Source organism: Pseudomonas sp. ASL9 (assembly GCF_056680335.1).
The window spans coordinates 2364707-2386710 of sequence record NZ_CM155277.1 but is presented as its reverse complement, the minus strand read 5'-3'; the positions used below and the strand labels follow the sequence as shown (position 1 = coordinate 2386710).

Here is a 22004-nt window from a genome sequence, read left to right as displayed (position 1 = left end):
TGTGGGCAGACGGCATAAATTCTTGGATTACCGGAGGTTGTACCGGCGCCGTGTAGTTTTACTACAAATCGTCGGCCATTTCAGCCTTTCGAGTAGTGGTCTCAGTAGTAAAACTACAGAAGAGCGACTTTTTGGCTCCTGTTGTGTTGTGAGATAAATCGTTAATGTAGGTGTGACGTGAACTAGAACAAGGGATGGCTTGATGCTGGCTGCCAAGAAATATGAATTTTCAGCTATTTATAACCTTTGTTCGACGATCCGTTCCACTGCGTATTTCTTGCGATCACGGCAGCCCACCCTTCGCATGCCGATCAAGGATAGACCATGAGCCTACCAACGCTGACCGATCTGCCGGCCATCCTCCTGCCTTTTGTCAGCCGTGCGCAGCAGTCGTGGCGCGCCGCTGTTGCCGCACTCTCCGACGATGCCCTCGTCACGCTGGACACCTGGCCCGCCGCGCGCCGCGTTGCGTTCGACCGGGTGTGCGCGGCCAGTGACTTTTTCGCCGATCAGGTGTGCCGTGACCCTCAAATGCTGCTCGACCTTGCGGCGTCCGGCCAATTGGAGCGCAGTTTTGGCGTGGGTGAGTTGCGCGCGCAGATTGATGCCGCCGTGCAGCTCGCCAGCACTGAGGATGAGTTGGGTCACCATCTGCGTCGGCAGCGTACTCGGCATCAGGTGCGTATCGTCTGGCGTGACCTGACCCGTCAGGCCGACCTGGTTGAAACCTGCCGCGACCTGTCAGACATGGCCGACACCTGCATCGATCTGGCCTACAAATGGCTGTATCAGCGCCATTGTCAGCAGTTCGGCGTCCCTACCGGGCGCCGCAGTGGCGAGCCGCAGCAGATGGTTATCCTGGGGATGGGCAAGCTGGGGGCGGTCGAACTCAATCTGTCGTCGGACATCGATCTGATCTTCGGTTATCCCGAAGGCGGCGAAACCCAAGGGGTCAAGCGTCCGCTGGACAATCAGGAGTTCTTCATCCGCCTGGGGCAGCGGCTGATCAAGGCACTGGACCCGATTACCGTCGATGGCTTCGTGTTTCGCGTCGACATGCGCTTGCGGCCTTACGGCTCGTCCGGTGCGCTGGTGCTCAGCTTTAATGCGCTAGAGCAGTATTACCAGGATCAGGGCCGTGACTGGGAGCGCTACGCGATGATCAAAGCGCGGGTGGTGGGCGGTGATCAAGTGGCCGGCGCGCAGTTGCTCGACATGCTGCGCCCGTTCGTTTATCGGCGTTATCTGGACTTCTCTGCGATTGAAGCGCTGCGCACCATGAAGCAGCTGATTCAGCAGGAAGTCCGACGTAAAGGCATGGCCGAGAACATAAAGCTGGGTTCTGGCGGGATTCGCGAAGTGGAGTTCATCGCCCAGGCGTTCCAGCTGATTCACGGCGGTCGAGACCTGAGCCTGCAGCAGCGTCCGTTGCTTAAAGTGCTGCACACCCTGGAAGGTCAGGGGTACCTGCCGCCTGCGGTGATTGGTGAACTGCGCGACGCCTATGAGTTTTTGCGTTACACCGAACACGCGATTCAGGCCATTGCCGATCGCCAAACCCAGATGCTTCCGGATGGCCCGGAAGATCAGGCGCGCATCGCTTTTATGCTGGGCTTCCCCGATTGGCCGAGCTTCCACGCACAGTTGATGCATTGGCGTGGCCGGGTGGATTGGCATTTCCGCCAAGTGATCGCCGATCCCGATGAAGAGCAGGGCGAAGAAAGTGAAATGGTGGTCGGCGGCGAATGGTTGCCGCTGTGGGAAGAGTCCCAGGACGAAGACGCCGCCTGCCGCCAATTACAGGAAGGCGGTTTTGTAGATGCCTCCAAGGCGCTGAAGCAGCTATCAGGTCTGCGCGGCAGTCCGCAATTGCGCTCTATGCAACGCCTGAGTCGCGAGCGCCTGGACGCCTTTATTCCACGGCTGATGGCGCAGGTGGTGGAACATGAAAATCCCGACTTGGTGTTGGAGCGGGTGCTGCCACTGGTCGAGGCGGTCGCCCGGCGTTCCGCCTACCTGGTGCTCCTGACGGAAAACCCCAATGCTTTGCGTCGTTTGCTGACGCTGTGTGCGGCCAGCCCGTGGATCGCCGAACAGATCGCACGCTTCCCGCTGCTGCTCGATGAGTTGCTCAACGAAGGCCGCCTGTTCAGCCCGCCGTTGGCCCCGGAGCTGGCAGCGGAATTACGCGAGCGGCTGACCCGCATCCCCGAAGACGATCTCGAGCAACAGATGGAGGCCTTGCGTCACTTCAAACTGGCCCACCGGCTGCGTGTGGCGGCATCGGAAATCACCGGCAGCTTGCCCTTGATGAAAGTCAGCGATTACCTGACCTGGCTGGCCGAAGCGATTCTGGAACAGGTATTGGCCCTGGCCTGGCGCCATACTGTTGCCAAACACGGCACGCCATCGCGCCCCGATGGCAGCCTGTGCGATCCGGGCTTCATCATCGTCGGGTACGGCAAAGTCGGCGGGATTGAACTCGGTCATGGTTCGGATCTGGACCTGGTGTTCATTCATGATGGCGATCTGCAAGCTGAAACCGACGGGGTCAAGCCTATAGACAGTGCGCAGTTCTTCACCCGACTGGGCCAGCGGATTATCCATTTGCTGACCACCCAGACTAACTCCGGTCAGTTGTATGAGGTCGATATGCGCCTGCGTCCGTCGGGTGCGTCTGGCTTGCTGGTCAGCTCACTCGGGGCATTCGCGCGTTATCAAGAAAACGAAGCCTGGACCTGGGAGCATCAGGCCTTGGTGCGCGCCCGTGTATTGGTGGGCAGTCATGAGGTAGGCGTTGCTTTCGAAAAAGTGCGCGCCGCCGTGCTGGGACGCGAGCGTGATTTGCCCACGCTGCGTCTGGAAGTGAGCGAGATGCGTGCCAAGATGCGCGACAATCTTGGCACTAAGTCGACCGCCGCCGGAACCGCCGCGAATGCGTTCGAAGCCTCTGCGCCGTTCGATCTCAAGCAGGACGCCGGTGGTATCGTCGATATCGAATTTATGGTGCAATACGCGGCCTTGGCGTGGTCCAGAGAGCACCCGGCGTTGCTGCGGTACACCGATAACATCCGCATTCTAGAAGGTCTGGAGCAGGCTGGGTTGATCCCCAGCACGGATGCCGACCTGTTACGTGAGGCTTATAAAGCTTACCGGGTAGCAGCCCACCGGCAAGCTTTGCAAAAAGAGGCTGGGGTGATCAGCGGTGATCAATTTCAGGCCGAACGGCGTGAAGTGCGCCGGATCTGGGCTGAGTTGGGTTTGAGCTAAGGTATGAGTCAATGTTATGCGGCGAGCGCTCGCGATCTTAAACGTCGTGTGACGCAGAATTTATAACGCTATGACAGGGAGGCGTCAGGTTGTGTGGCGAGGTCGCGCAATTTGATAAGCCTCCCTGCTCGTTTCTGGTCGTTTTTGGATTAAGCATGAGAATTCTAATCGTTGGGCCTAGCTGGGTCGGTGACATGGTCATGGCGCAAACGCTGTTCCAGTGCCTGAAACAGCGTTATCCCCAGTGCGAAATCGATGTGTTGGCGCCTGAGTGGAGCCGGCCGATCCTTGAGCGCATGCCTCAAGTGCGCAAGGCCTTGAGTTTTCCGCTCGGCCACGGCGCGCTCGAGCTGGCGACCCGCCGCAGGATCGGTAAATCGCTGGCGGGCCAGTATGACCAGGCGATTCTGTTGCCCAACTCGCTGAAGTCGGCGCTGGTACCGTTTTTCGCGGGCATTCCAAAACGCACGGGCTGGCGTGGCGAGTTCCGTTATGGCCTGCTCAATGATGTGCGCACGCTGGACAAGCAGCGTTACCCGTTGATGATCGAGCGCTTCATGGCGTTGGCCTATGACGCGGGCGCCGAGTTGCCCCAGCCCTATCCACGACCGAGCCTGCAAATCGATGCGGCCACTCGTGATGTCGCGCTGAGCAAGTTCGGTTTGATCCTCGATCGCCCAGTATTGGCGCTGTGCCCCGGTGCCGAGTTTGGTGAGTCCAAGCGCTGGCCTGCCGAGCATTACGCCAAGGTCGCTGAAGTCAGAATTCGCGAAGGTTGGCAGGTCTGGTTGTTCGGATCGAAAAATGATCACGCGGTGGGCGAGACCATTCGTGATCGACTGATCCCAGGCTTGCGCGAAGAGGCGGTCAACCTCAGCGGCGACACGTCCCTGGCCGAAGCGATTGACCTGATGTCCTGCGCTGACGCCGTGGTGTCCAATGACTCGGGTTTGATGCATGTCGCCGCGGCGCTCAATCGCCCGCTGGTGGCGGTCTACGGTTCGACGTCGCCAAGCTTCACACCGCCATTGGCCGACAAGGTTGAAATCGTCCGGTTGGGCATCGAATGCAGCCCGTGTTTTGACCGCACCTGCCGCTTCGGCCATTACAACTGCCTGCGCCAGTTGGAGCCAACACCTGTGGTCGAGGCGCTGGAGCGTCTGGGCGGCACACCGGTCGAGGTTATCTGAGTTGCGGGTACTGCTGATCAAAACCTCATCGCTGGGGGATGTGATTCACACGCTGCCCGCGCTGACCGATGCCGCGCGGGCGCTGCCCGGTATCCAGTTCGATTGGGTGGTCGAAGAAGGCTTTGCCGAGATCCCGACCTGGCACCCTGCGGTTGCCGAGGTGATCCCGGTGGCGATTCGGCGCTGGCGCAAGAACCTTTGGCAAACCCTCAAGAATGGGGAGTGGCGTCGCTTTAAACAGCGCTTGAGCGAGACCGACTACGACCTGGTCATCGACGCTCAAGGGCTGCTGAAAAGTGCGTTGCTGACGCGTTACGTCCATGCCCCGATTGTGGGCCTCGATCGGCAATCGGCACGCGAGCCGTTGGCCAGTCGGTTTTATGATCGACAATATCCAGTGGCGCGCGGGCAGCATGCGGTAGAGCGTTTACGCCAGTTGTTCGCCCAAGCGCTGGGTTACCCGGTGCCTGACGGTCTGGGCGATTACGGTCTGGATCGTGCGCGGCTACTGGATGCCCCCGCCAGCGAGCCGTTCGTGCTGTTTTTGCACGGCACGACGTGGACGACCAAACACTGGCCGGAGCTCTATTGGCGGCAATTGGCTGAGCTGATGGGCGCACGTGGGATGCAGGTGCGCCTGCCGTGGGGCAACCCGGCCGAGCTGGCGCGTGCCGAGCGCATTGCTGACGGTCTGGATAACACGCAGGTGCTGCCCAAGCTGAATCTGGCGGGCGTTGCCAAGGTATTGGCGGGCGCTCAAGCGTGTGTGGCGGTGGACACCGGCCTCGGTCATTTGGCCGCCGCGCTGGATGTGCCGACCCTGTCGCTGTTTGGCCCGACCAACCCTGGTTTGACCGGTGCATACGGCAAGTCGCAAGTGCACATCGCCAGCGATTTTCCTTGCGCGCCGTGCCTGCAAAAAAAATGCACCTATCGCCCGACCGCTGAAGATCAGCGGCGTTTCGATCTAAACCGCGAGTGGCCATTGTGTTTCACTCGCTTGAATCCCGAGCGAGTAGCGAGCCAATTGGGCGCGCTATTGCTGGCAAAGGAACCAAGCTGATGCAACTGGCTTTTGTGCTCTATAAATACTTCCCGTTCGGCGGCCTGCAACGCGACTTCATGCGCATTGCCCTGGAATGCCAGCAGCGCGGGCATCAGATTCGCGTCTACACCTTGATCTGGGAAGGCGACGTGCCGCCCGGCTTCGAAGTGTTGGTGGCGCCGGTCAAGGCCCTGTTCAACCATCGCCGTAATGAAAAACTCAGCGCGTGGATGGAGGCGGACCTGGCCAAGCGCCCGGTGGACCGCCTGATTGGCTTCAATAAGATGCCGGGTCTGGACGTGTACTACGCTGCAGATGGTTGCTTCGAAGACAAAGCGCAAAATTTGCGCAGCGCGTTATACCGCCGCTGGGGACGCTATCGTCACTTCGCAGAATATGAGCGGGCGGTGTTCGCCAAAGATGCGAAAACCGAAGTCCTGATGATTTCCGAAGTGCAGCAACCGTTGTTCATCAAACACTACGACACGCCGCTCGAACGCTTCCACCTGTTGCCGCCGGGGATTGCTCAGGACCGTCGCGCACCGGCCGATGCGCCGCAGATTCGGGCTGAGTTCCGGCGCGAGTTCGGCCTGGCGGATGACGACGTGTTGCTGGTGCAGATCGGCTCGGGGTTCAAGACCAAGGGCGTGGATCGTAGCCTCAAGGCACTGGCCGCTTTGCCGTCGGAGCTGAAAAAGCGTACCCGGCTGTTTATCATTGGTCAGGACGACCCTAAAGTTTTCCAGCTACAAAGCGCCACGCTGGGGTTGGGCGACCACGTGCAGTTCCTCAAGGGGCGCAGTGACATTCCACGCTTCCTGTTGGGTGCGGACCTGTTGATTCACCCAGCCTACAACGAAAACACCGGCACTGTTTTACTCGAAGCGCTGGTGGCCGGTTTGCCGGTGCTGGTCAGTGCGGTATGTGGTTACGCGCATTACATCACCGAGGCTGATTGCGGGCTGGTGCTGGACGACCCGTTCGAACAGGCGCAACTCAATGACTACCTGGTGACGATGCTCAAGGATGAGTCAGCACGTACGGCCTGGAGCCGTCATGGTCTGGCCTTCGCCGATACGGCGGACCTCTATAGCATGCCGCAGCACGCGGCTGATGTGATTCTGGTGGAGCACCACGCATGAAATTGATCCTCGCTGAACCGTTCAAAAGCCTGTGGGCTGGACGCGATGCGTTCGTCGAGGTCGAGGCTTTGGACGGCCAGGTCTATCGTGAGCTCGAAGGTCGGCGCACCTTGCGTACTGAAGTTGAAGGGCGCGGGTATTTCGTCAAGATTCACCGGGGCATCGGTTGGGGCGAAGTGGCGAAAAACCTGATGACCGCCAAACTGCCGGTACTGGGTGCCGGTCAAGAGTGGAGGGCGGTCAACCGCCTGCATGAAGTCGGTGTGCCGACGATGACCGCCGTCGCCTATGGTGAGCGCGGCAGTAATCCTGCCGCGCAGCATTCATTCATCATCACCGAAGAATTGGCGCCGACCGTCAGCCTGGAAGACTTCAGCATCCATTGGCGCCAGGAGCCTCCGCAGCCGAGGCTCAAGCGCGCACTGATCGCCGAGGTCGCGCGCATGACCGGCATGATGCACCGCGCCGGAGTCAATCATCGTGACTGCTACATCTGTCACTTTCTGTTGCACACCGACAAGCCAGTGACCGCTGAGGACTTCAAGCTGTCGGTGATCGACCTGCACCGCGCTCAAGTCCGGGCAACGATCCCTATGCGTTGGCGCAACAAGGATCTGGCTGCGCTGTATTTTTCGGTGCTGGATATTGGCTTGACCCGCCGTGACACATTGCGTTTTCTGCACGGTTACTTCCAACAACCGTTGCGTCAGATACTGGCTCGGGAATCGGCGTTGCTCAGTTGGCTGGAAAGCAAGGCCCGTAAACTGTACGCGCGTAAAGTGCGCTACGGAGGTGCGCTCTGATGGGGGGCTGTACGTTGAGCCGCCTAGGCAAAAAAGCATCCGCTATATCCTCGTTTTTTGCGAGGGACGCGAATGACTGACTTCATAGGGGCAACCGATCGCGGGTTGCTTGACCGCCATGGTCTGGCTGATTTCGATGCGTTGTGGGACGTGCCACGCGACATCATCGACGAGCCCGGGACCCTGCGCGACGGCTGGAGCGGCGTGGTTAGCCTGGAACTGGAAGCGTCCGGTTTTTATCTGAAACGCCAGAGCAACTGCCTGACCCGAAGCGTGCGTCGGCCGTTCGGCGAGCCCACGCTTGCTCGCGAATTTCGCACGATCAACCGCTACCAGTCATTGGGCATCCCCTCGTTGTATGCGGTGTTCTACGGCGAGCGCAAAGTAAAAGGCGAACATCGGGCGATTCTGATGACGCGGGCGCTGGACGGTTGGGTCGAACTGGACACTCTGTTGCAGCAGTGGCCGACGCTCAATGCCCACCAGCGCCTGGCGATCCTCCAGTCCTGTGGACAACTGGCGCGCACCCTTCACTCAGCCGGGCAGGTTCACGGCTGTTTCTGCCCTAGGCATGTCTTCCTGCGTTCGCGATCTGATGCGTACCAGGCGCAGTTGATGGGGCTGGAAAAAACGCGGCCCGCACTGTTCGGTTGGCGTGATCGGATCAAAGACCTTGAGTCGTTGCTGCGTCAAGCGCCGATATGGAATGAAACCGAGGTGCGTGATTTTTTGGCGGCGTACGTGCAAGCGCCAGCCACCAGTGCGATGGTCGACACGTGGTGGCGACGTCTGGCCAAGCGCCGCAGTCATAAAGAGGTTCACTGATGCGTTTGTCTGAACTCAAATACGCGGGACGTACGCCTGCACTGCCAATAATCCTCGCACTGGCTGATGCCGCAGGCCCGGCCGAGTTGCAACTGTTGACCTTGTTGCGGGTGTTGCCGGGGCAACGCTATGTCGGCGTCGGTATCTGGCGTGGGCGTGCGGTGTTGGCAAAGTTATTGGTCGGCTCCAAAGCGGCGCGGCATTTTCAGCGCGAGCTGACCGGCGCCCGTCTGCTCGCCGAACAAGGCATGACTACACCCTTGCTGTTGGCCGATGGCCTGCAAAACGGCGAGGGTGGTTGGTTATTGTTCGAGTACCTGGAGCACGCACATAGCCTCGGTGAGGCCTGGGCTGAAGTTGAAAACGTGCCGGCCTTGGCTCAGGAGCAGCAGGCGGTGCTGGGTGATGCGCTTTCAGCCATCGCGCACTTGCACAGCAAAGGGCTCTGGCAAGAAGACCTGCACCTGGACAACCTGCTGCGTCACAACGGTCAGTTGTATTTGATTGACGGTGGCGGGATTCGCGCAGAACAGGCTGGCAAGCCGTTGTCACGAACACGGGTGCTGGAAAATCTCGGTGTGTTTTTCGCTCAGTTGCCCAAGACCTTCGAGCCATTTACTGAAGAGTTGCTGGTGCATTACCTGATGAGCAACGGTGAACATGGTTTGCCCGTGGAAGCGCTGCAAAAGCAGATTGATAAGAGTCGCGGTTGGCGCTTGAAGGATTTCCTCGGTAAGGTCGGTCGTGACTGCACACTGTTCAGGGTCAAGGCCAGCGCCTTTGCCTTGAGTGCAATTCGTCGCGAAGAAGAGTCGGTAATGACGCCGGTCCTGATGCAGGCCGACGCCTTGCTCGATCAGGGGCATCTATACAAGACCGGCGGTTCGGCCAGTGTGGGGCGGGTGGAAGTGGCCGGACGGCCGTTGGTGGTCAAACGCTACAACATCAAAAATTTCGCTCACTGGCTCAAGCGTTTCTGGCGCCCGAGTCGTGCCTGGCATTCATGGCGCGAAGGTAATCGATTGGCATTCTTGGGTATTGCCACACCGAAGCCATTGGCGATGCTGGAGCAGCGATTTTTCTGGCTGCGACGCAAGGCTTATCTGGTGACCGAGTACCTGCCAGGGCCGGATATCATCGAGCGATTTGCGCCCTACATTGAATCGGGTGATGTCCCGGACATTGAATTGCAGGCACTGGATCTGTTGTTCGCACAACTGCTGCGTGAGCACATCAGCCACGGCGATCTCAAAGGGCACAACGTGCTCTGGCACAAGGATCACTGGGCGTTGATCGACCTCGATGCGATGTGCCAGCACACGTCAGTATCATCCTTCGCGAAGGCGTTCGAACGTGACCGTGCGCGGTTCATGCGTAACTGGCCTGCCGGCAGTGTGCTGCGTCAATCGCTGGAGCAGCGCTTGCCCAAAATCGCTATATAAATGCGGGCCCCTTTTGTTCGCGGGGGCCTGAGTCGCAGCTTGATTCGCGCGGGTCAGGTGTCTGGCGACCCCCGCCGCCTGCGCTGACAGGTCCATGATCATCATTGACCGTGTGCTGTCAGCCACCCGACCACACATAGCCTCATTACGCTATAATCCCGCCCTTTAGCTGTTCCTCGCGTCTTTTGCGAGGGCACATTTTTCTCAGGCGTCTACCGCCTGCATGCAGACTAAAGAGGCTAGACACCTGTGGCATTGACGATTCTTGGCCTGTCCGGCGCCCTTAGCCATGATCCTTCTGCTGCGCTGTATATCGACGGCAAGCTGATTGCGGCCGCTGAAGAAGAGCGCTTCGTTCGTGATAAACACGCAAAGAACCGCATGCCTTACGAGTCGGCAAAGTTTTGCCTGGAGCAAGCGGGCATCAAGCCTTCAGACGTTGACGTGGTGGCGATTCCTTTCGCCCCGATCAGCCTGTTCGGCAAGGCGCGTTGGCACTATGCCAAGCGCTATTGGTACGCCCCGGATCGTGCGCTCGATGCGCTGCTGATGGGCAATCGCCGCTACAAACGCTATCGCAACAAAATCGTGTTCTGCCTGGAGCAGTTGGGCTTCGATCCGAAGAAAATCAAGATCGAGCCCGTCGAGCACCACTTGGCTCACGCCGCCAGCGCTTACCACTGCTCCGGTTTTAAAGAGAAAACCGCGATCATGGGCATCGATGGCAAGGGTGAATACGCCACCACGTTCTTCGGCTATGGCGAAAACGGCAAGATCCACAAGATCAAAGAGTTCTTCGACCCGGACTCCCTCGGCGGACTGTACGGCGCGATCACCGAATTCCTCGGCTTCGAAATGCTCGATGGCGAATTCAAGGTGATGGGCATGGCGCCGTATGGCGATGCCAGCAAATATGATTTCTCGCGTTTGGCGACGTTCGAAAATGGCGAGCTAGTGATCAACACTGACTACGCCAACGTCATTGGCCTGCGTCGCTATAAAGAGAAGGGCAAAGGCTTCTACTTCTCGCCAAAGCTCATCGAGTGGCTGGGTCCCAAGCGCGAAGGCGACATCGCCGACGAGCCTTACATCCACTACGCCGCAAGCATGCAAGCGCTGTTCGAAAAGCTTTCTCTGCAAATGATGGACTTCTACCTGGGCGACATCCTCAAGGAGACCGGCAAGCTGGCCTTCGCAGGCGGTTGTGCGCTGAACGTCAAATTGAACCAGAAGATCATTGCGCGTCCGGAAGTCAAAGAACTGTTCGTGCAACCGGCCTCCGGTGATGCCGGGACCGCTGTGGGCGCTGCCGCTTATGTGTCTCACGCGCGCGGCGTGCCCGTGGAGAAGATGGACCATGTCTATCTCGGCCCGTCGTACAGTAACGAAGACGTGATCGCCGCCTGCGCCCGCCACCCGAGCAAACCGGTCTGGCGCAAGATCGACAACACCCCACAGCGCATCGCCAAAATCATGGTCGAGGGCAACCCTGTCGCCTGGTTCCAGGGGCGAATGGAATTCGGTCCGCGTGCCTTGGGTGGACGTTCAATCATTGGTTGCCCGAGCATTGCGGGTGTGGCCAACCGTATCAACGAGCAAATCAAGTTCCGTGAACGCTGGAGGCCTTTCTGTCCGTCGATGCTCGACACCGTTGGTCCGCAGATGATCAAGGTCGATCATCCGGCACCCTTCATGACCTTCACCTTTGAAGTGTCTGACGAGTGGAAAACCCGCGTGCCGGAAGTGGTCCATGAGGACGGGACTTCCCGCGCCCAGGTGCTTGAGCGCAAGTACAACCCGCGTTACTACGACATGATGAAAGCGCTGGAGGACCTTACCGGCAACGGCGTGTCGTTGAACACCTCGCTCAACCGTCGTGGCGAACCGATGATTTGCTCGCCTACGGACGCCCTGAACATGTTCTTCGGTTCTGATCTGGAATACCTGATTATGGAGGACATTCTGGTGCTCAAAGACGGCGTGGAGGCTTATGACACGTTCGATTGAGCGCCATGTATTGCAGTTCTGTCATAGCTATGACGGGCCGTTTCTCGACTGCGCCCGGCAATACGCCAGCCTGTTTGCGGGCAAGGGGTACCGGGTTACCACGGTATTTCTGACCGGGGCGGCTGATACCAACGTCGCAGCCTGTTGCGCCTCGGATGAAGTGCTGTTCCTCGAATACAGTTCCAAAGCCATAAGCGGCTTGAAGCTGGGGGCAATCCGCGATCTGCGCAAGATTGCCGCCACCCGTACGTTCAGCTTCTGTATAGCCCATCGCTTCAAGCCGGTGTACATCGCGATGCTGGCGACTCGCCTGCCGGTGATGGGTGTTCATCATGCGTTTGGCGATTATCGACGTCGCACTCGCAAGCTGTTCGCGCATATCTTCCGCGAGCGCCTGAGCTTGCTGGGTGTGTCCGATGCGGTACGCGATGACGTACGCAAGAGTCTGCCGAAGTGGCCGGCCGAGCGTATTCAAACCCTGTACAACCGCATCGATATCGAACAGTTACAGGCGACTCAGCTGCCTGCCGCCGAGGCTCGCGAGGCACTGGGCCTGTCGCCTGACGCTTTTATCGTCGGTAACGTTGGGCGGCTGCACCCGGACAAAGACCAGGCGACACTGCTGCGCGGGTTTGCCCTTGCGCGGCCCGTACTGCCCGAGAACAGCCAGCTGGTGATTCTGGGCAAGGGTCGTCTGGAGCGTGAACTCAAAGCGCTGGCCCTTGAGCTTGGGATCGGTTCTCAGGTGCTGTTCCTCGGCCAGATGCCCGAGGCGCGCCGCTATTTCAAGGCGTTCGATGTCTTCGCCTTGAGTTCGGATCACGAGCCGTTCGGTATGGTCCTGCTTGAGGCGATGGCCGCAGGTGTTCCTCTATTGGCTACCGCTGCGGGTGGGGCCAAGGAAGTGGTCGAAGGCGTCGGTATTTTGTTTCCGCTGGGTGATGACCAGCAGTTGGCCCAGGGCCTCGGTCATCTGGCTACGTTGGATGCTCAGCAGCGCGAGGCGTGTGCCAGATTAATGTTGGAGCGCCTGCGCGAGCGTTTTTCGGATCAAGCTGTACGTGATGTCTTCTGGCATCTGCCGCAAGTGACCCGTCTGATGGCAGAGTTGTAGCGCGGGGATGGCTTGATCAATGCTCCAGCCTGCTGCTCGGATGAACCGTTGAGGCGGGCTGGTGACCGAGCTATTGCATAAAGTTGCTATATTTTGCTTTCTGATGCACAAATGAAACTGTAGTGCGATGTGATGTGACCCTGTTTTTCTAAATTTACGTCGAGTTCTTTAATGGTCAATTACAATCCTCGCATTCTTTTCATTATTCCGTACTTCGGTCGATGGCCCTTCTGGATGCCGTTTTTTCTTGAAAGTTGCCGGCGTAATCAGGATGTCAACTGGCTATTGTTCAGTGACTGTGGCATCCCGGAGAACTTGCCAGTTAATGTTCAGATCGAGCACATTAGCTTCACTGAGTATTGCCAACTGGTGTCGCAGCGTTTGGGAATCGATTTCGCACCTACGGCGCCTTATAAGCTGTGTGATATCAAGCCAGCGCTTGGTTATATTCATGTCGATCGCCTTGAAGGGTACGATTTTTGGGCGTTCGGTGATATCGATGTGGTGTATGGCGACTTACGCAGCTATTTCACGGCTGAGCGGTTGGCAGGCTATGACCTGTTCTCGACTCATGAGCGGCGTGTCGCGGGTCATTTGTGCCTGATACGCAACACTGCGCGACAGCGCGAGGTGTTCATGAGGATCGAGCGCTGGCGTACGCGCTTTGCTGATCAGGAACATTACGCGTTAGACGAAGGCGCGTTCAGCCGGATATTTCTCTGGCGTAAAAACTTCCCCAAACCGTTGTTCAACCTGGTCGGCAAGTTCAATCCATGGCGGCGCAGTAGCGAGTTCACGGAAGCGTTCAGCACGCCGGGTGGCGTGATCAAGTGGCATGACGGCAGTGACAATTTCCCCCAACGCTGGTACTGGCGTGATGGCCGCTTGAGTAATGACCGTGATGGCGACCGCTCGTTTCCGTATTTCCACTTCGTTTCCTGGAAATACAATCAATGGCCTCAGTTGCCGGAGCCCGATCCTGAGAGCATGAAGAGGTTGGCCGCCGAGCCTGCCTGGGTAATTGATGCAAATGGCTTTCAGTGAAATTGCTGGCGACGCAGGCCGTACGGGATCAGCCTGTCGCATCGCGTGAAGCCGATTTGAGCGATACCCGGCTGTTTCGTCACTTTAATCCGATGGCCTTGCCCGGCGACTTTGACGGCGCGCCGACTTGGAATAACCTGCTGGCCGACAGAAGGCGAAAACGAATTTTTCAGAAAGGCTGTTCGCCGATACGAATTGTTCTGGCTCAGGGATATTTGATTCGGCAGGCTCCCGTGCTGCGAGGAAAACAATGAAAGTGCTGTTTTTGGTGCAAAAGGAACAACGGGCCATTCTGGATCGCTTGTACGAAGGCATCGCTGCCCATTGCGAGTGCGATCTGCGCTGGCTGAGTTCCGATGAACAGCGTGACCTGCGCGGCTACTTTCGCCGAGAGGTGGATGTCACTCGCTACGACCGAATCATCTTTTTCCTACGCTTCAAGCAGGAAATTCGTCAGGCCGCTTTCATTCGCACGATCCCCAATCTGGTGATTCTCGAGCACGACGCGTATCAGAATTACATCCCGTGTAAATACACCGGCAAGTTCAGCGAACACTACCGCAAGATGCCGTGGGTGCGGGTGATCAGCTCGGGTTTCATGGTCAGCGAACGGCTGCGTGCCGAGGGTTTCGATGCGGTGTTCGTGCCCAAGGGTTACGACCAGACGCTGTGTCGGGATCTGGGGCGCGATCGGGACATCGAGTTGGCGTTTGTCGGCAGCACCAACGGAGTGGCCTACAGCGGGCGCAAGGCATTGCTCGATGAGTTGGGGCAGGTTGAAAACCTGGTGGTGACTCGCACCAAGTCGGGCGAAGAGTATTGCGACACGCTGAGCCGGATCCGTTTTTTCGCCAGTGCCGACGTTGGCATGGGCGAGTACATGATCAAGAATTTCGAAGCCATGACCTGCGGCTGCGTGCTGTTGGCGTTCGATCAGGGCGAAGCCGAGAATCACGCCCTCGGTTTGCAGGACATGCAGAACGTGGTGTTTTACAGCAGCATCCCGCAATTGCAGGCAAAGCTCGCGATATTGCGGGCCGATCCAGAACTGGCGGCGCGTATTGCCGTCAATGGTCGGGCTCTGGCAGTGTCGCACTTCAGCTTTGGCACCATTGGTCAGCGCATTGTCCAGGAGCTCAAGCCAGTGTTGCGTGAGCGCGCGCCGCTGAACTGGCTGGAATGGCTGCGCAACATATTGAGGGTTTGAAGCGCTGGCAGATCATTCCGGCCGCTTCGCACACTACTTTTTGTGCAGTGCAGTGCTGTTCAGGGCAATATCAATTGAGTTTGACAGGAATAGCCGTTGAGGGTGATCCTGTTTTCTGGCTTCATATTGAGCGTTCCTGGGAGTATCGCCAGCGCGTGGTTCCAGGATCAAATGAAGCATGGTCTTACGCTACGCTTGGAGTGTGGATCGGCTTTTTCGTCTATTAATCGTGCCGTCGCTGGTGTAGGTTGTGCGTTTTTTTGCATTGGATCTCAATAACTGATGAGCATCATTAATGTGATGTGGGCCAGCGGCTCACCGTTTTCGTCGGTTCATAAAGTGCACCAACAGATTGTGTCGCTGGTCGGTCCGCAAACCAAAGTTAAGACCTGGTTCCTCCAAGGCGAGGCAAGTGATTGCTCCGAGCCCGTCCATGAGGTTCTTGAGTGGCGGCTTTCGTCGCGAATGCTCAAGGGGCGTCATGCCTGGAGCTTGTTCACGCCTTGGATGCATGCGCGCTTTCGCAAAGCCCTGATAGACGACGCCGCTGAAGTAGTGCTGCTCGATGGTCAGGGGGTAGCGCGAGTACTTTTACCGGTTCTAAAAGAGCTGACCAATATTCGTGTCGTTGTGGTTTTTCATGGACTCACCCGCCGGCACTCCGAGCTACGATCCCTATTCCAACAGTTTCCCTCCGAGCGGCTTACAGTGGTTGCGGTGTCGCAAACCCTGGCTTCGGAACTGCATTGTGACCTGAAAATTCCAGTACTGGCTTTACGCAGTGCACTGGAACCCGAAACGTTTTGTCAAAAGTTGCTGAGTCGCGAACAGGCGCGCGTCTGTTTAGATGTGCCTGCTGCTAGTGGTCGCGTACTTGGGGCGGTAGGGCGGTTGGTGAGAAATAAGGGGTTCGACTATCTGCTCGACGCATTTGCTCAGTCGCTCAAGCAGTATCCTGATCTCTCTCTGTTGATTATCGGTGAAGGGCCGGACCGAGCCATGCTGGAACGCAAGGTCAAAGCCCTGGGGTTAGTCGGAAAGGTGTTGTTGCCGGGGCACAAGCAAGGATTGGCCAAGCTTTACCGTGCTTTTGACTGGGTGGTGATTCCGTCCCGCGAAGAAGGTCTTGGGCTAGTGCTGCAGGAAGCCGTCATTGCTGGCGTGCCGGTGCTGGTTAGTGATCTGGCTGTTTTTCGTGAGCAACTTGGAGATTCTGGCCACTATGCCCCCGTTGCGGATGTAGCCGCCTGGGTCGAAGCAATTGAACAGCTTACTGAGCAGGAGGTGGGGCGAGTGTCTGCCTCGCAGCATCACGCTCTGGCCCCTGAAAAGGCATGGCAACAGTTTTGTCAGGATTCTCGATCCTTATTTTCTGGTAAATAACGCACTTCCGGCCGTTATTTACTCGCCAGTGCGTAGCAGGGCCTGTTTCAGCGCGCGCAGTGGAAATTCTTCATTGATATTTTCGCGAGCAATGTAACGGAAAAAATGTTGCAGGTTGCGTCTAATCAAGCGCTCAGGCAGCGGAGCTTTGAAGAATCTCATGTCGGCGACATCGATCAATCCCAGTTTTTTTTCTGGAGTTACGACTATGTTGCCCAGATGTAGTGAGCGGAAATAGATTCCCAATGCATGCAGGCGCCGGATCAATTCAATCAGCGCCGGTAGTGCTTGCTGCCAGCTGAAATCAGAATGGTAGGTGAGCTGGCGCAGGGTTTCACCAGGCAGAGGGCGGTACAGCACCGCAGTCATACCGGGCGTCTCAAGCCGATGGAAGCTGATGACTGTTAGCGTTGGTATCCCCAGTTTTTCCAGTTGTGCGGCATTGTCGATGAAGCGTTTGGAGTAAGGGCGCAGCAGCGCGGACGAAAGCCAGCGCTTGCGGCGAAAGAGCTTAAGGATTTTTCCATCCTGCAGCAGGTGCACTTTCGCGCCAATGCTATCGGCCTCCAGTATTTTGGAGTCGACAATCAGTTGATTTAAAGCGGCTCTGGAGAGCCAAGAGCATTGCATCAATAGAAAGCCTTGTTTGGATTGCTGGCAATTGACTGGCAATAATGCCGAAAAATTTCAGCTTTCACCATGCTGAGCTGGTCAGATAACCCATTTATTGGAGGTTGGGGATGTATGCAAGTCGTTGGGCGCAGGGTTGGTTGTCCGCAGGATTGTTGTGGTTTCTACTGGCAATTGCGTTTGCTCCCGCCAATAAAATTTATCAGCAAGGGTTGGTCGTATTAGTTTGGCTGCCGAGCCTGATTCTGGCGTGGTCTGCTCGTGTCCGGCTTGGCGAATTTTGGCGTGGACAGCGCGGGCTATGTCTGGCGCTACTTCTATTGTCTGGATGGGCCGCGTTGAGTCTGTTCTGGACTCAGGCCGAAGATCCTTCCCATGAATTCAAGCGAATGCTGTATATCGCTGTTTTTTTGTTGCTTTTTCCGATTTTGGCGGCTGGGCAGCCTGAACGGGTGATTCGCCTCATGCAGTGGGGGGGCGTTGGGTTAGGGGTGGCGGCCTTGGTGTCGATAGTTAAATTTTTCGGCATCAGTGGCAATGCGTGGAGCGCACGGCTTGAAGGGATTGGCGGGCTTTCTCATCCGATCCTGGGCGCTTATGTCGTGGGAGTCGCCGCTGTCTGGATGTTGTTTTGGCCTCCCCGCAACCGTTGGCTGATAGTTGTCTGGTTGCTGGCGCTGGCTTCGACCGGTGCGTTTGTTATGCTTTCCCAAAGTCGGGGCGCTGTGCTCGCGCTGTTTTTTACCATTGTATGCTCCCCTATCTGGTGTCGTGACCGTCGTAGTTGTTTCTTGGCTGGTGGGGCTGTGCTGGTAGCCGTGATTGGATTTTGGCTATTCGAGCCTTACGTATTGTCTCGTGGTTCGTCCTTCCGGCCGGAAATTTTCACCGCAAGCTTGAAAATGATCATGCTCCATCCCTTTACTGGCCTGGGGCTTGGTAGCGATTACAAAGTAGTGGCTTCCGGCATGCTGTTCGATCATTCGCATAACTTGTTTACCCATACTGCAATCGAACTGGGTATACCTGGGTTGTTGCTGTGGGCTGGCGTCTGGTTCACCATCTTGCGTGAAGCATGGAAGGCGCGAAACACTATATTTGGCCGCGGATTCGTAGGTATCTGGTTATTTTCGACCCTGGCAATGCAGTTCGATGCTGCCAGTCTGACGGGCTCTCCGCGTGCGGAATGGTTTATCAGCTGGTTGCCGATCGGTTTGGCCAGTGTTCTGGTGTGGGTCAAGGTTCAGGGTATGGGCTGTGATAAAATCCCGGGCTCTTTCAACCCAGTGAGCTTTAAGATGAGTAACAAAGTGTCCGAAGCGGGACAAAGCTCCAGTATGAAAATCTATTTCCGACTGCTGACTTACGTGATGCCTTATGTCGGTATCTTTGCACTCAGCATTGTCGGGTTTGTGATTTTCGCTTCGACCCAGCCCATGTTGGCCGGCATCCTCAAGTATTTTGTCGATGGTCTAGGCAACCCTGAAGCCGCGCTGTTCCCCACTGTTCCCTATTTGCGTGACCTGCAATTGCTGCAGGCTGTGCCCTTGCTGATCGTGTTGATCGCCGCTTGGCAGGGCCTGGGCTCGTACCTTGGCAACTATTTTTTGGCCCGGGTCTCGCTGGGGCTGGTGCATGACCTGCGTGTTGAGCTGTTTAATAAGCTGTTGGTGCTACCCAACAGCTATTTCGATACGCATAACTCAGGTCATTTGATTTCGCGCATCACCTTCAACGTCACCATGGTCACCGGCGCTGCAACCGACGCGATCAAAGTCGTGATTCGCGAAGGGTTGACCGTGGTGTTTCTGTTCATGTACCTGCTGTGGATGAACTGGCACTTGACCATAGTGATGCTGGCGATTCTGCCGGTGATTGCCATCATGGTGAGCAGTGCCAGCAAAAAATTCCGCAAGCAGAGCAAGAAAATTCAGGTGGCGATGGGTGACGTCACGCATGTGGCCTCGGAAACCATTCAGGGCTACCGCGTGGTGCGAAGCTTCGGTGGCGAGCGTTACGAGCGGGAGCGGTTTGCGAATGCCAGCCAAAGCAACACCGACAAACAGCTAAGAATGACCAAGACCAGTGCGGTGTATACGCCGATGCTGCAATTGGTGATCTACACCGCGATGGCAGTATTGATGTTCCTTGTGCTGTATCTGCGTGGCGATGCGACGCCAGGTGATTTGGTGGCTTACATCACCGCTGCCGGTCTGCTGCCCAAGCCAATCCGCCAGCTGTCGGAAGTCAGCTCGACGATCCAGAAGGGCGTGGCCGGTGCGGAGAGTATTTTCGAGCAGTTGGATGTCGAGTCGGAAATCGATACAGGAACTGTCGAGCGAGACCGTGTTACCGGTCATCTGGAAGTGCGCAATCTGAGCTTCACTTATCCGGGTACCGAGCGGCAGGTGTTGAACAACGTCAGCTTTACCGCCGCGCCTGGGCAGATGGTTGCGCTGGTTGGCCGCTCTGGCAGCGGCAAGTCGACCTTGGCGAGCCTGATTCCGCGTTTCTATCACCATGCAGAAGGCGAAATTTTTCTCGATGGCGTCGAAATCGAGAATTACCGATTGAACAACCTGCGTCGACATATCGCTCAGGTCACGCAGCACGTGACCCTGTTCAACGACAGTGTTGCCAATAACATCGCGTACGGTGATCTGGCGAGCGCTCCACGGGCCGATATCGAAGCAGCGGCGGCCGATGCCTATGCCAAGGACTTCGTCGCCCAGCTGCCGCAAGGCTTCGATACTCAGGTGGGCGAGAACGGTGTATTGCTGTCCGGTGGTCAGCGTCAGCGTCTGGCGATTGCTCGGGCCTTGCTCAAGGATGCGCCGCTGTTGATCCTTGATGAAGCGACCTCCGCTCTGGATACCGAGTCCGAGCGGCATATCCAGGCGGCGCTGGATCAAGTCATGAAGGGCCGCACGACCCTGGTCATCGCCCACCGACTGTCGACTATTGAGAAAGCCGATCTGATTCTGGTCATGGATCAGGGAAGCATCGTCGAGCGCGGGACCCATGCCGAGCTGCTGGCTCAGAATGGCTACTACGCGCGATTGAATGCTTTGGGGCTGGATGAGCCTGTGGTCGCTGGTATCGCCTAGCGCACACCTCGCCCGCGATGCGGCGTATCAATACGCCGCATCGTCTGGATCGCAGGCAAGCCAGCACCTACACAGGCTGTGTGAAAACTACTGCAGGCTGGGCGACTTCGGCGCTACGCACACAATACTGCGTTAAAAACAGGCTCGCGCGCGAGTCCGATCGGAATACTCATTTACAACACGTAGACACAAATGCGAGTCCAGTCCGCTTCCTCGCCTGTTTTTGCCTTGTCTTGCCTTCGCTCGCTACGTTTTCACACAGCCTGTACAGATGGTGGCACGCCAACCCTGTGCTAACATTCTGCCCCTGTTCATTCTTAGTTACGGGTTGTTCGATGAAGTTGTCCATGCCGCGTTTCGATCAAGCGCCTGTCTTGGTAGTTGGCGATGTCATGCTCGACCGTTATTGGCATGGCGGTACCTCCCGGATTTCACCGGAGGCACCGGTGCCGGTGGTCAAGGTCGAGCAGATAGAGGATCGTCCAGGCGGTGCCGCCAACGTTGCCTTGAACATTGCTGCCCTGGGTGCGCCAGCCTCGCTGGTGGGTGTGACCGGGGAAGATGAGGCGGCCGAAAGCCTGGCCAATAGCCTGAAAGCGGCGGGTGTGACTGCGCGCTTTCAGCGCATCGCCCATCAACCAACCATCGTTAAGCTACGGGTCATGAGTCGTCACCAGCAATTGCTGCGTATCGACTTCGAAGAACCGTTCGCCACCGATGCCTTGGCGCTCAGCGCAGATGTAGAAGACATGCTTGACGGCATCAAGGTGCTGGTGCTGTCCGATTACGGCAAAGGTGCGCTGAAAAACCATCAAGTGTTGATTCAGGCTGCGCGTGATCGGGGTATCCCGGTTCTCGCCGACCCTAAAGGCAAGGATTTCGCGATCTATCGCGGCGCCAGTGTGCTCACGCCTAACCTCAGTGAATTCGAAGCCATTGTCGGTCATTGTGCCGATGAGGCTGAACTGGTCGCCAAGGGCGCTAAGTTGATGAGTGAGCTGGAACTGGGTGCGCTGCTGGTGACCCGTGGCGAGCACGGCATGACCTTGTTGCGCCCTGACTGCCCGGCCCTGCATTTGCCGGCCCGCGCCCGTGAAGTGTTTGACGTCACCGGTGCCGGAGATACCGTTATTTCAACCCTGGCGGCGGCGATTGCTGCCGGTGAAGAGCTGCCGCACGCCGTTGCGCTGGCCAATCTGGCTGCCGGCATCGTGGTCGGCAAGCTGGGTACAGCCGCTATCAGCGCGCCGGAATTGCGTCGTGCGATCCAGCGTGAAGAGGGCTCGGAGCGTGGGGTGTTGAGCCTTGATCAATTGCTGCTGGCAATCGACGATGCGCGGGCGCACAACGAATCGATCGTCTTCACCAACGGCTGCTTTGACATTCTCCATGCCGGGCATGTGACCTACCTGGAACAGGCGCGCGCACAAGGCGATCGACTGATCGTTGCGGTCAACGGTGATGCGTCCGTCAGCCGTTTGAAAGGGCCAGGACGGCCAATCAACAGTGTTGACCGACGCATGGCTGTACTGGCCGGGTTGGGCGCCGTGGATTGGGTGATCAGCTTTACTGAAGACACACCGGAAAACCTGCTGTCCCATGTCAAACCTGACGTGCTGGTCAAAGGCGGTGATTACGGTATCGATCAAGTGGTCGGTGCTGAAATCGTTGAGGCTTATGGTGGCAAGGTGAAGGTGCTGGGGCTGGTGGCCAACAGTTCGACTACGGCAATTGTGGAGAAAATCCGAAACCGTTAATTTAGACGGATTTCTCTACGGGTACTCCGCACACGCTG

General features: G+C 57.4%; 16 protein-coding genes and 2 pseudogenes. 17 read left to right on the top strand and 1 reads right to left on the bottom strand.

What is annotated here, in order from left to right; all coding sequences use genetic code 11:
• Positions 1 to 324 precede the first annotated feature (324 nt).
• The 14 genes and pseudogenes from glnE (at position 325) to AC1ME2_RS10925 (ending at position 16472) form a co-directional block, all read left to right on the top strand.
• On the top strand, positions 325 to 3270 hold the full coding sequence (glnE, locus tag AC1ME2_RS10990) for a bifunctional [glutamate--ammonia ligase]-adenylyl-L-tyrosine phosphorylase/[glutamate--ammonia-ligase] adenylyltransferase (protein WP_480441074.1): 2946 nt from the start codon (positions 325 to 327) through the stop codon (positions 3268 to 3270).
• 155 nt (positions 3271 to 3425) lie between these two features.
• Positions 3426 to 4460, top strand: coding sequence for a lipopolysaccharide heptosyltransferase II (gene waaF / locus AC1ME2_RS10985; RefSeq protein ID WP_480441072.1), 1035 nt, complete (start codon positions 3426 to 3428; stop codon positions 4458 to 4460).
• Position 4461: 1 nt separating this feature from the next.
• A complete protein-coding gene (waaC, locus tag AC1ME2_RS10980; RefSeq protein WP_480441070.1) occupies positions 4462 to 5523 on the top strand; it encodes a lipopolysaccharide heptosyltransferase I in 1062 nt (353 codons plus the stop codon).
• Positions 5523 to 6647: a glycosyltransferase family 4 protein gene (locus AC1ME2_RS10975; RefSeq protein WP_480441069.1), complete on the top strand. Its 1125-nt coding sequence runs from the start codon at positions 5523 to 5525 to the stop codon at positions 6645 to 6647. Before waaC ends, AC1ME2_RS10975 begins: the two co-directional genes overlap by 1 nt.
• Positions 6644 to 7450: a lipopolysaccharide core heptose(I) kinase RfaP gene (rfaP, locus tag AC1ME2_RS10970; RefSeq protein ID WP_480441067.1), complete on the top strand. Its 807-nt coding sequence runs from the start codon at positions 6644 to 6646 to the stop codon at positions 7448 to 7450. The genes AC1ME2_RS10975 and rfaP overlap by 4 nt, the downstream gene beginning before the upstream one ends.
• A 72-nt stretch (positions 7451 to 7522) precedes the next feature.
• Positions 7523 to 8275, top strand: a complete 753-nt coding sequence (locus AC1ME2_RS10965; protein WP_480441066.1) for a lipopolysaccharide kinase InaA family protein — start codon at positions 7523 to 7525, stop codon at positions 8273 to 8275.
• Positions 8275 to 9717 carry a lipopolysaccharide kinase InaA family protein gene (locus AC1ME2_RS10960; RefSeq protein WP_480441064.1) on the top strand — a complete coding sequence of 481 codons (1443 nt, stop codon included), beginning with the start codon at positions 8275 to 8277 and terminating at the stop codon, positions 9715 to 9717. Before AC1ME2_RS10965 ends, AC1ME2_RS10960 begins: the two co-directional genes overlap by 1 nt.
• A 249-nt stretch (positions 9718 to 9966) precedes the next feature.
• The gene (locus tag AC1ME2_RS10955; RefSeq protein ID WP_480441062.1) at positions 9967 to 11724 is read left to right on the top strand and encodes a carbamoyltransferase family protein; all 1758 of its coding nucleotides are present in this window, start codon (positions 9967 to 9969) and stop codon (positions 11722 to 11724) included.
• On the top strand, positions 11708 to 12838 hold the full coding sequence (locus AC1ME2_RS10950) for a glycosyltransferase (RefSeq protein ID WP_480441061.1): 1131 nt from the start codon (positions 11708 to 11710) through the stop codon (positions 12836 to 12838). The genes AC1ME2_RS10955 and AC1ME2_RS10950 overlap by 17 nt, the downstream gene beginning before the upstream one ends.
• 171 nt (positions 12839 to 13009) lie before the next feature.
• On the top strand, positions 13010 to 13882 hold the full coding sequence (locus tag AC1ME2_RS10945) for a DUF6625 family protein (protein ID WP_480441059.1): 873 nt from the start codon (positions 13010 to 13012) through the stop codon (positions 13880 to 13882).
• Positions 13883 to 13884: 2 nt separating this feature from the next.
• Positions 13885 to 14037, top strand: a pseudogene (locus tag AC1ME2_RS10940) (PIG-L family deacetylase); the annotation flags it as partial.
• A gap of 95 nt (positions 14038 to 14132) precedes the next feature.
• Positions 14133 to 15089, top strand: coding sequence for a glycosyltransferase family protein (locus tag AC1ME2_RS10935; RefSeq protein WP_480441057.1), 957 nt, complete (start codon positions 14133 to 14135; stop codon positions 15087 to 15089).
• Complete coding sequence (locus AC1ME2_RS10930; protein WP_480442426.1) at positions 15062 to 15316, top strand: hypothetical protein; 255 nt, start codon at positions 15062 to 15064, stop codon at positions 15314 to 15316. The genes AC1ME2_RS10935 and AC1ME2_RS10930 overlap by 28 nt, the downstream gene beginning before the upstream one ends.
• 55 nt (positions 15317 to 15371) lie before the next feature.
• Positions 15372 to 16472: a glycosyltransferase gene (locus AC1ME2_RS10925; RefSeq protein ID WP_480441056.1), complete on the top strand. Its 1101-nt coding sequence runs from the start codon at positions 15372 to 15374 to the stop codon at positions 16470 to 16472.
• Positions 16473 to 16490: 18 nt separating this feature from the next.
• Here the strand turns inward: AC1ME2_RS10925 and AC1ME2_RS10920 are convergent, their stop codons facing one another.
• Positions 16491 to 17102, bottom strand: a complete 612-nt coding sequence (locus AC1ME2_RS10920; RefSeq protein ID WP_480441055.1) for a BUD32 family EKC/KEOPS complex subunit — start codon at positions 17100 to 17102, stop codon at positions 16491 to 16493.
• Between the two features lie 110 nt (positions 17103 to 17212).
• Between AC1ME2_RS10920 and AC1ME2_RS10915 the strand changes: the two are divergent.
• The 3 genes and pseudogenes from AC1ME2_RS10915 to hldE all read left to right on the top strand — a co-directional run.
• Positions 17213 to 18136: pseudogene (locus AC1ME2_RS10915) on the top strand (O-antigen ligase family protein); the annotation flags it as partial.
• Positions 18137 to 18400: 264 nt separating this feature from the next.
• Positions 18401 to 20209 (top strand): lipid A export permease/ATP-binding protein MsbA, encoded by a 1809-nt coding sequence (gene msbA / locus AC1ME2_RS10910; RefSeq protein ID WP_480442091.1) that lies wholly within the window; start codon positions 18401 to 18403, stop codon positions 20207 to 20209.
• A 335-nt stretch (positions 20210 to 20544) separates the two neighbouring features.
• Positions 20545 to 21966, top strand: a complete 1422-nt coding sequence (gene hldE / locus AC1ME2_RS10905) for a bifunctional D-glycero-beta-D-manno-heptose-7-phosphate kinase/D-glycero-beta-D-manno-heptose 1-phosphate adenylyltransferase HldE (RefSeq protein WP_480441054.1) — start codon at positions 20545 to 20547, stop codon at positions 21964 to 21966.
• Positions 21967 to 22004 lie beyond the last annotated feature (38 nt).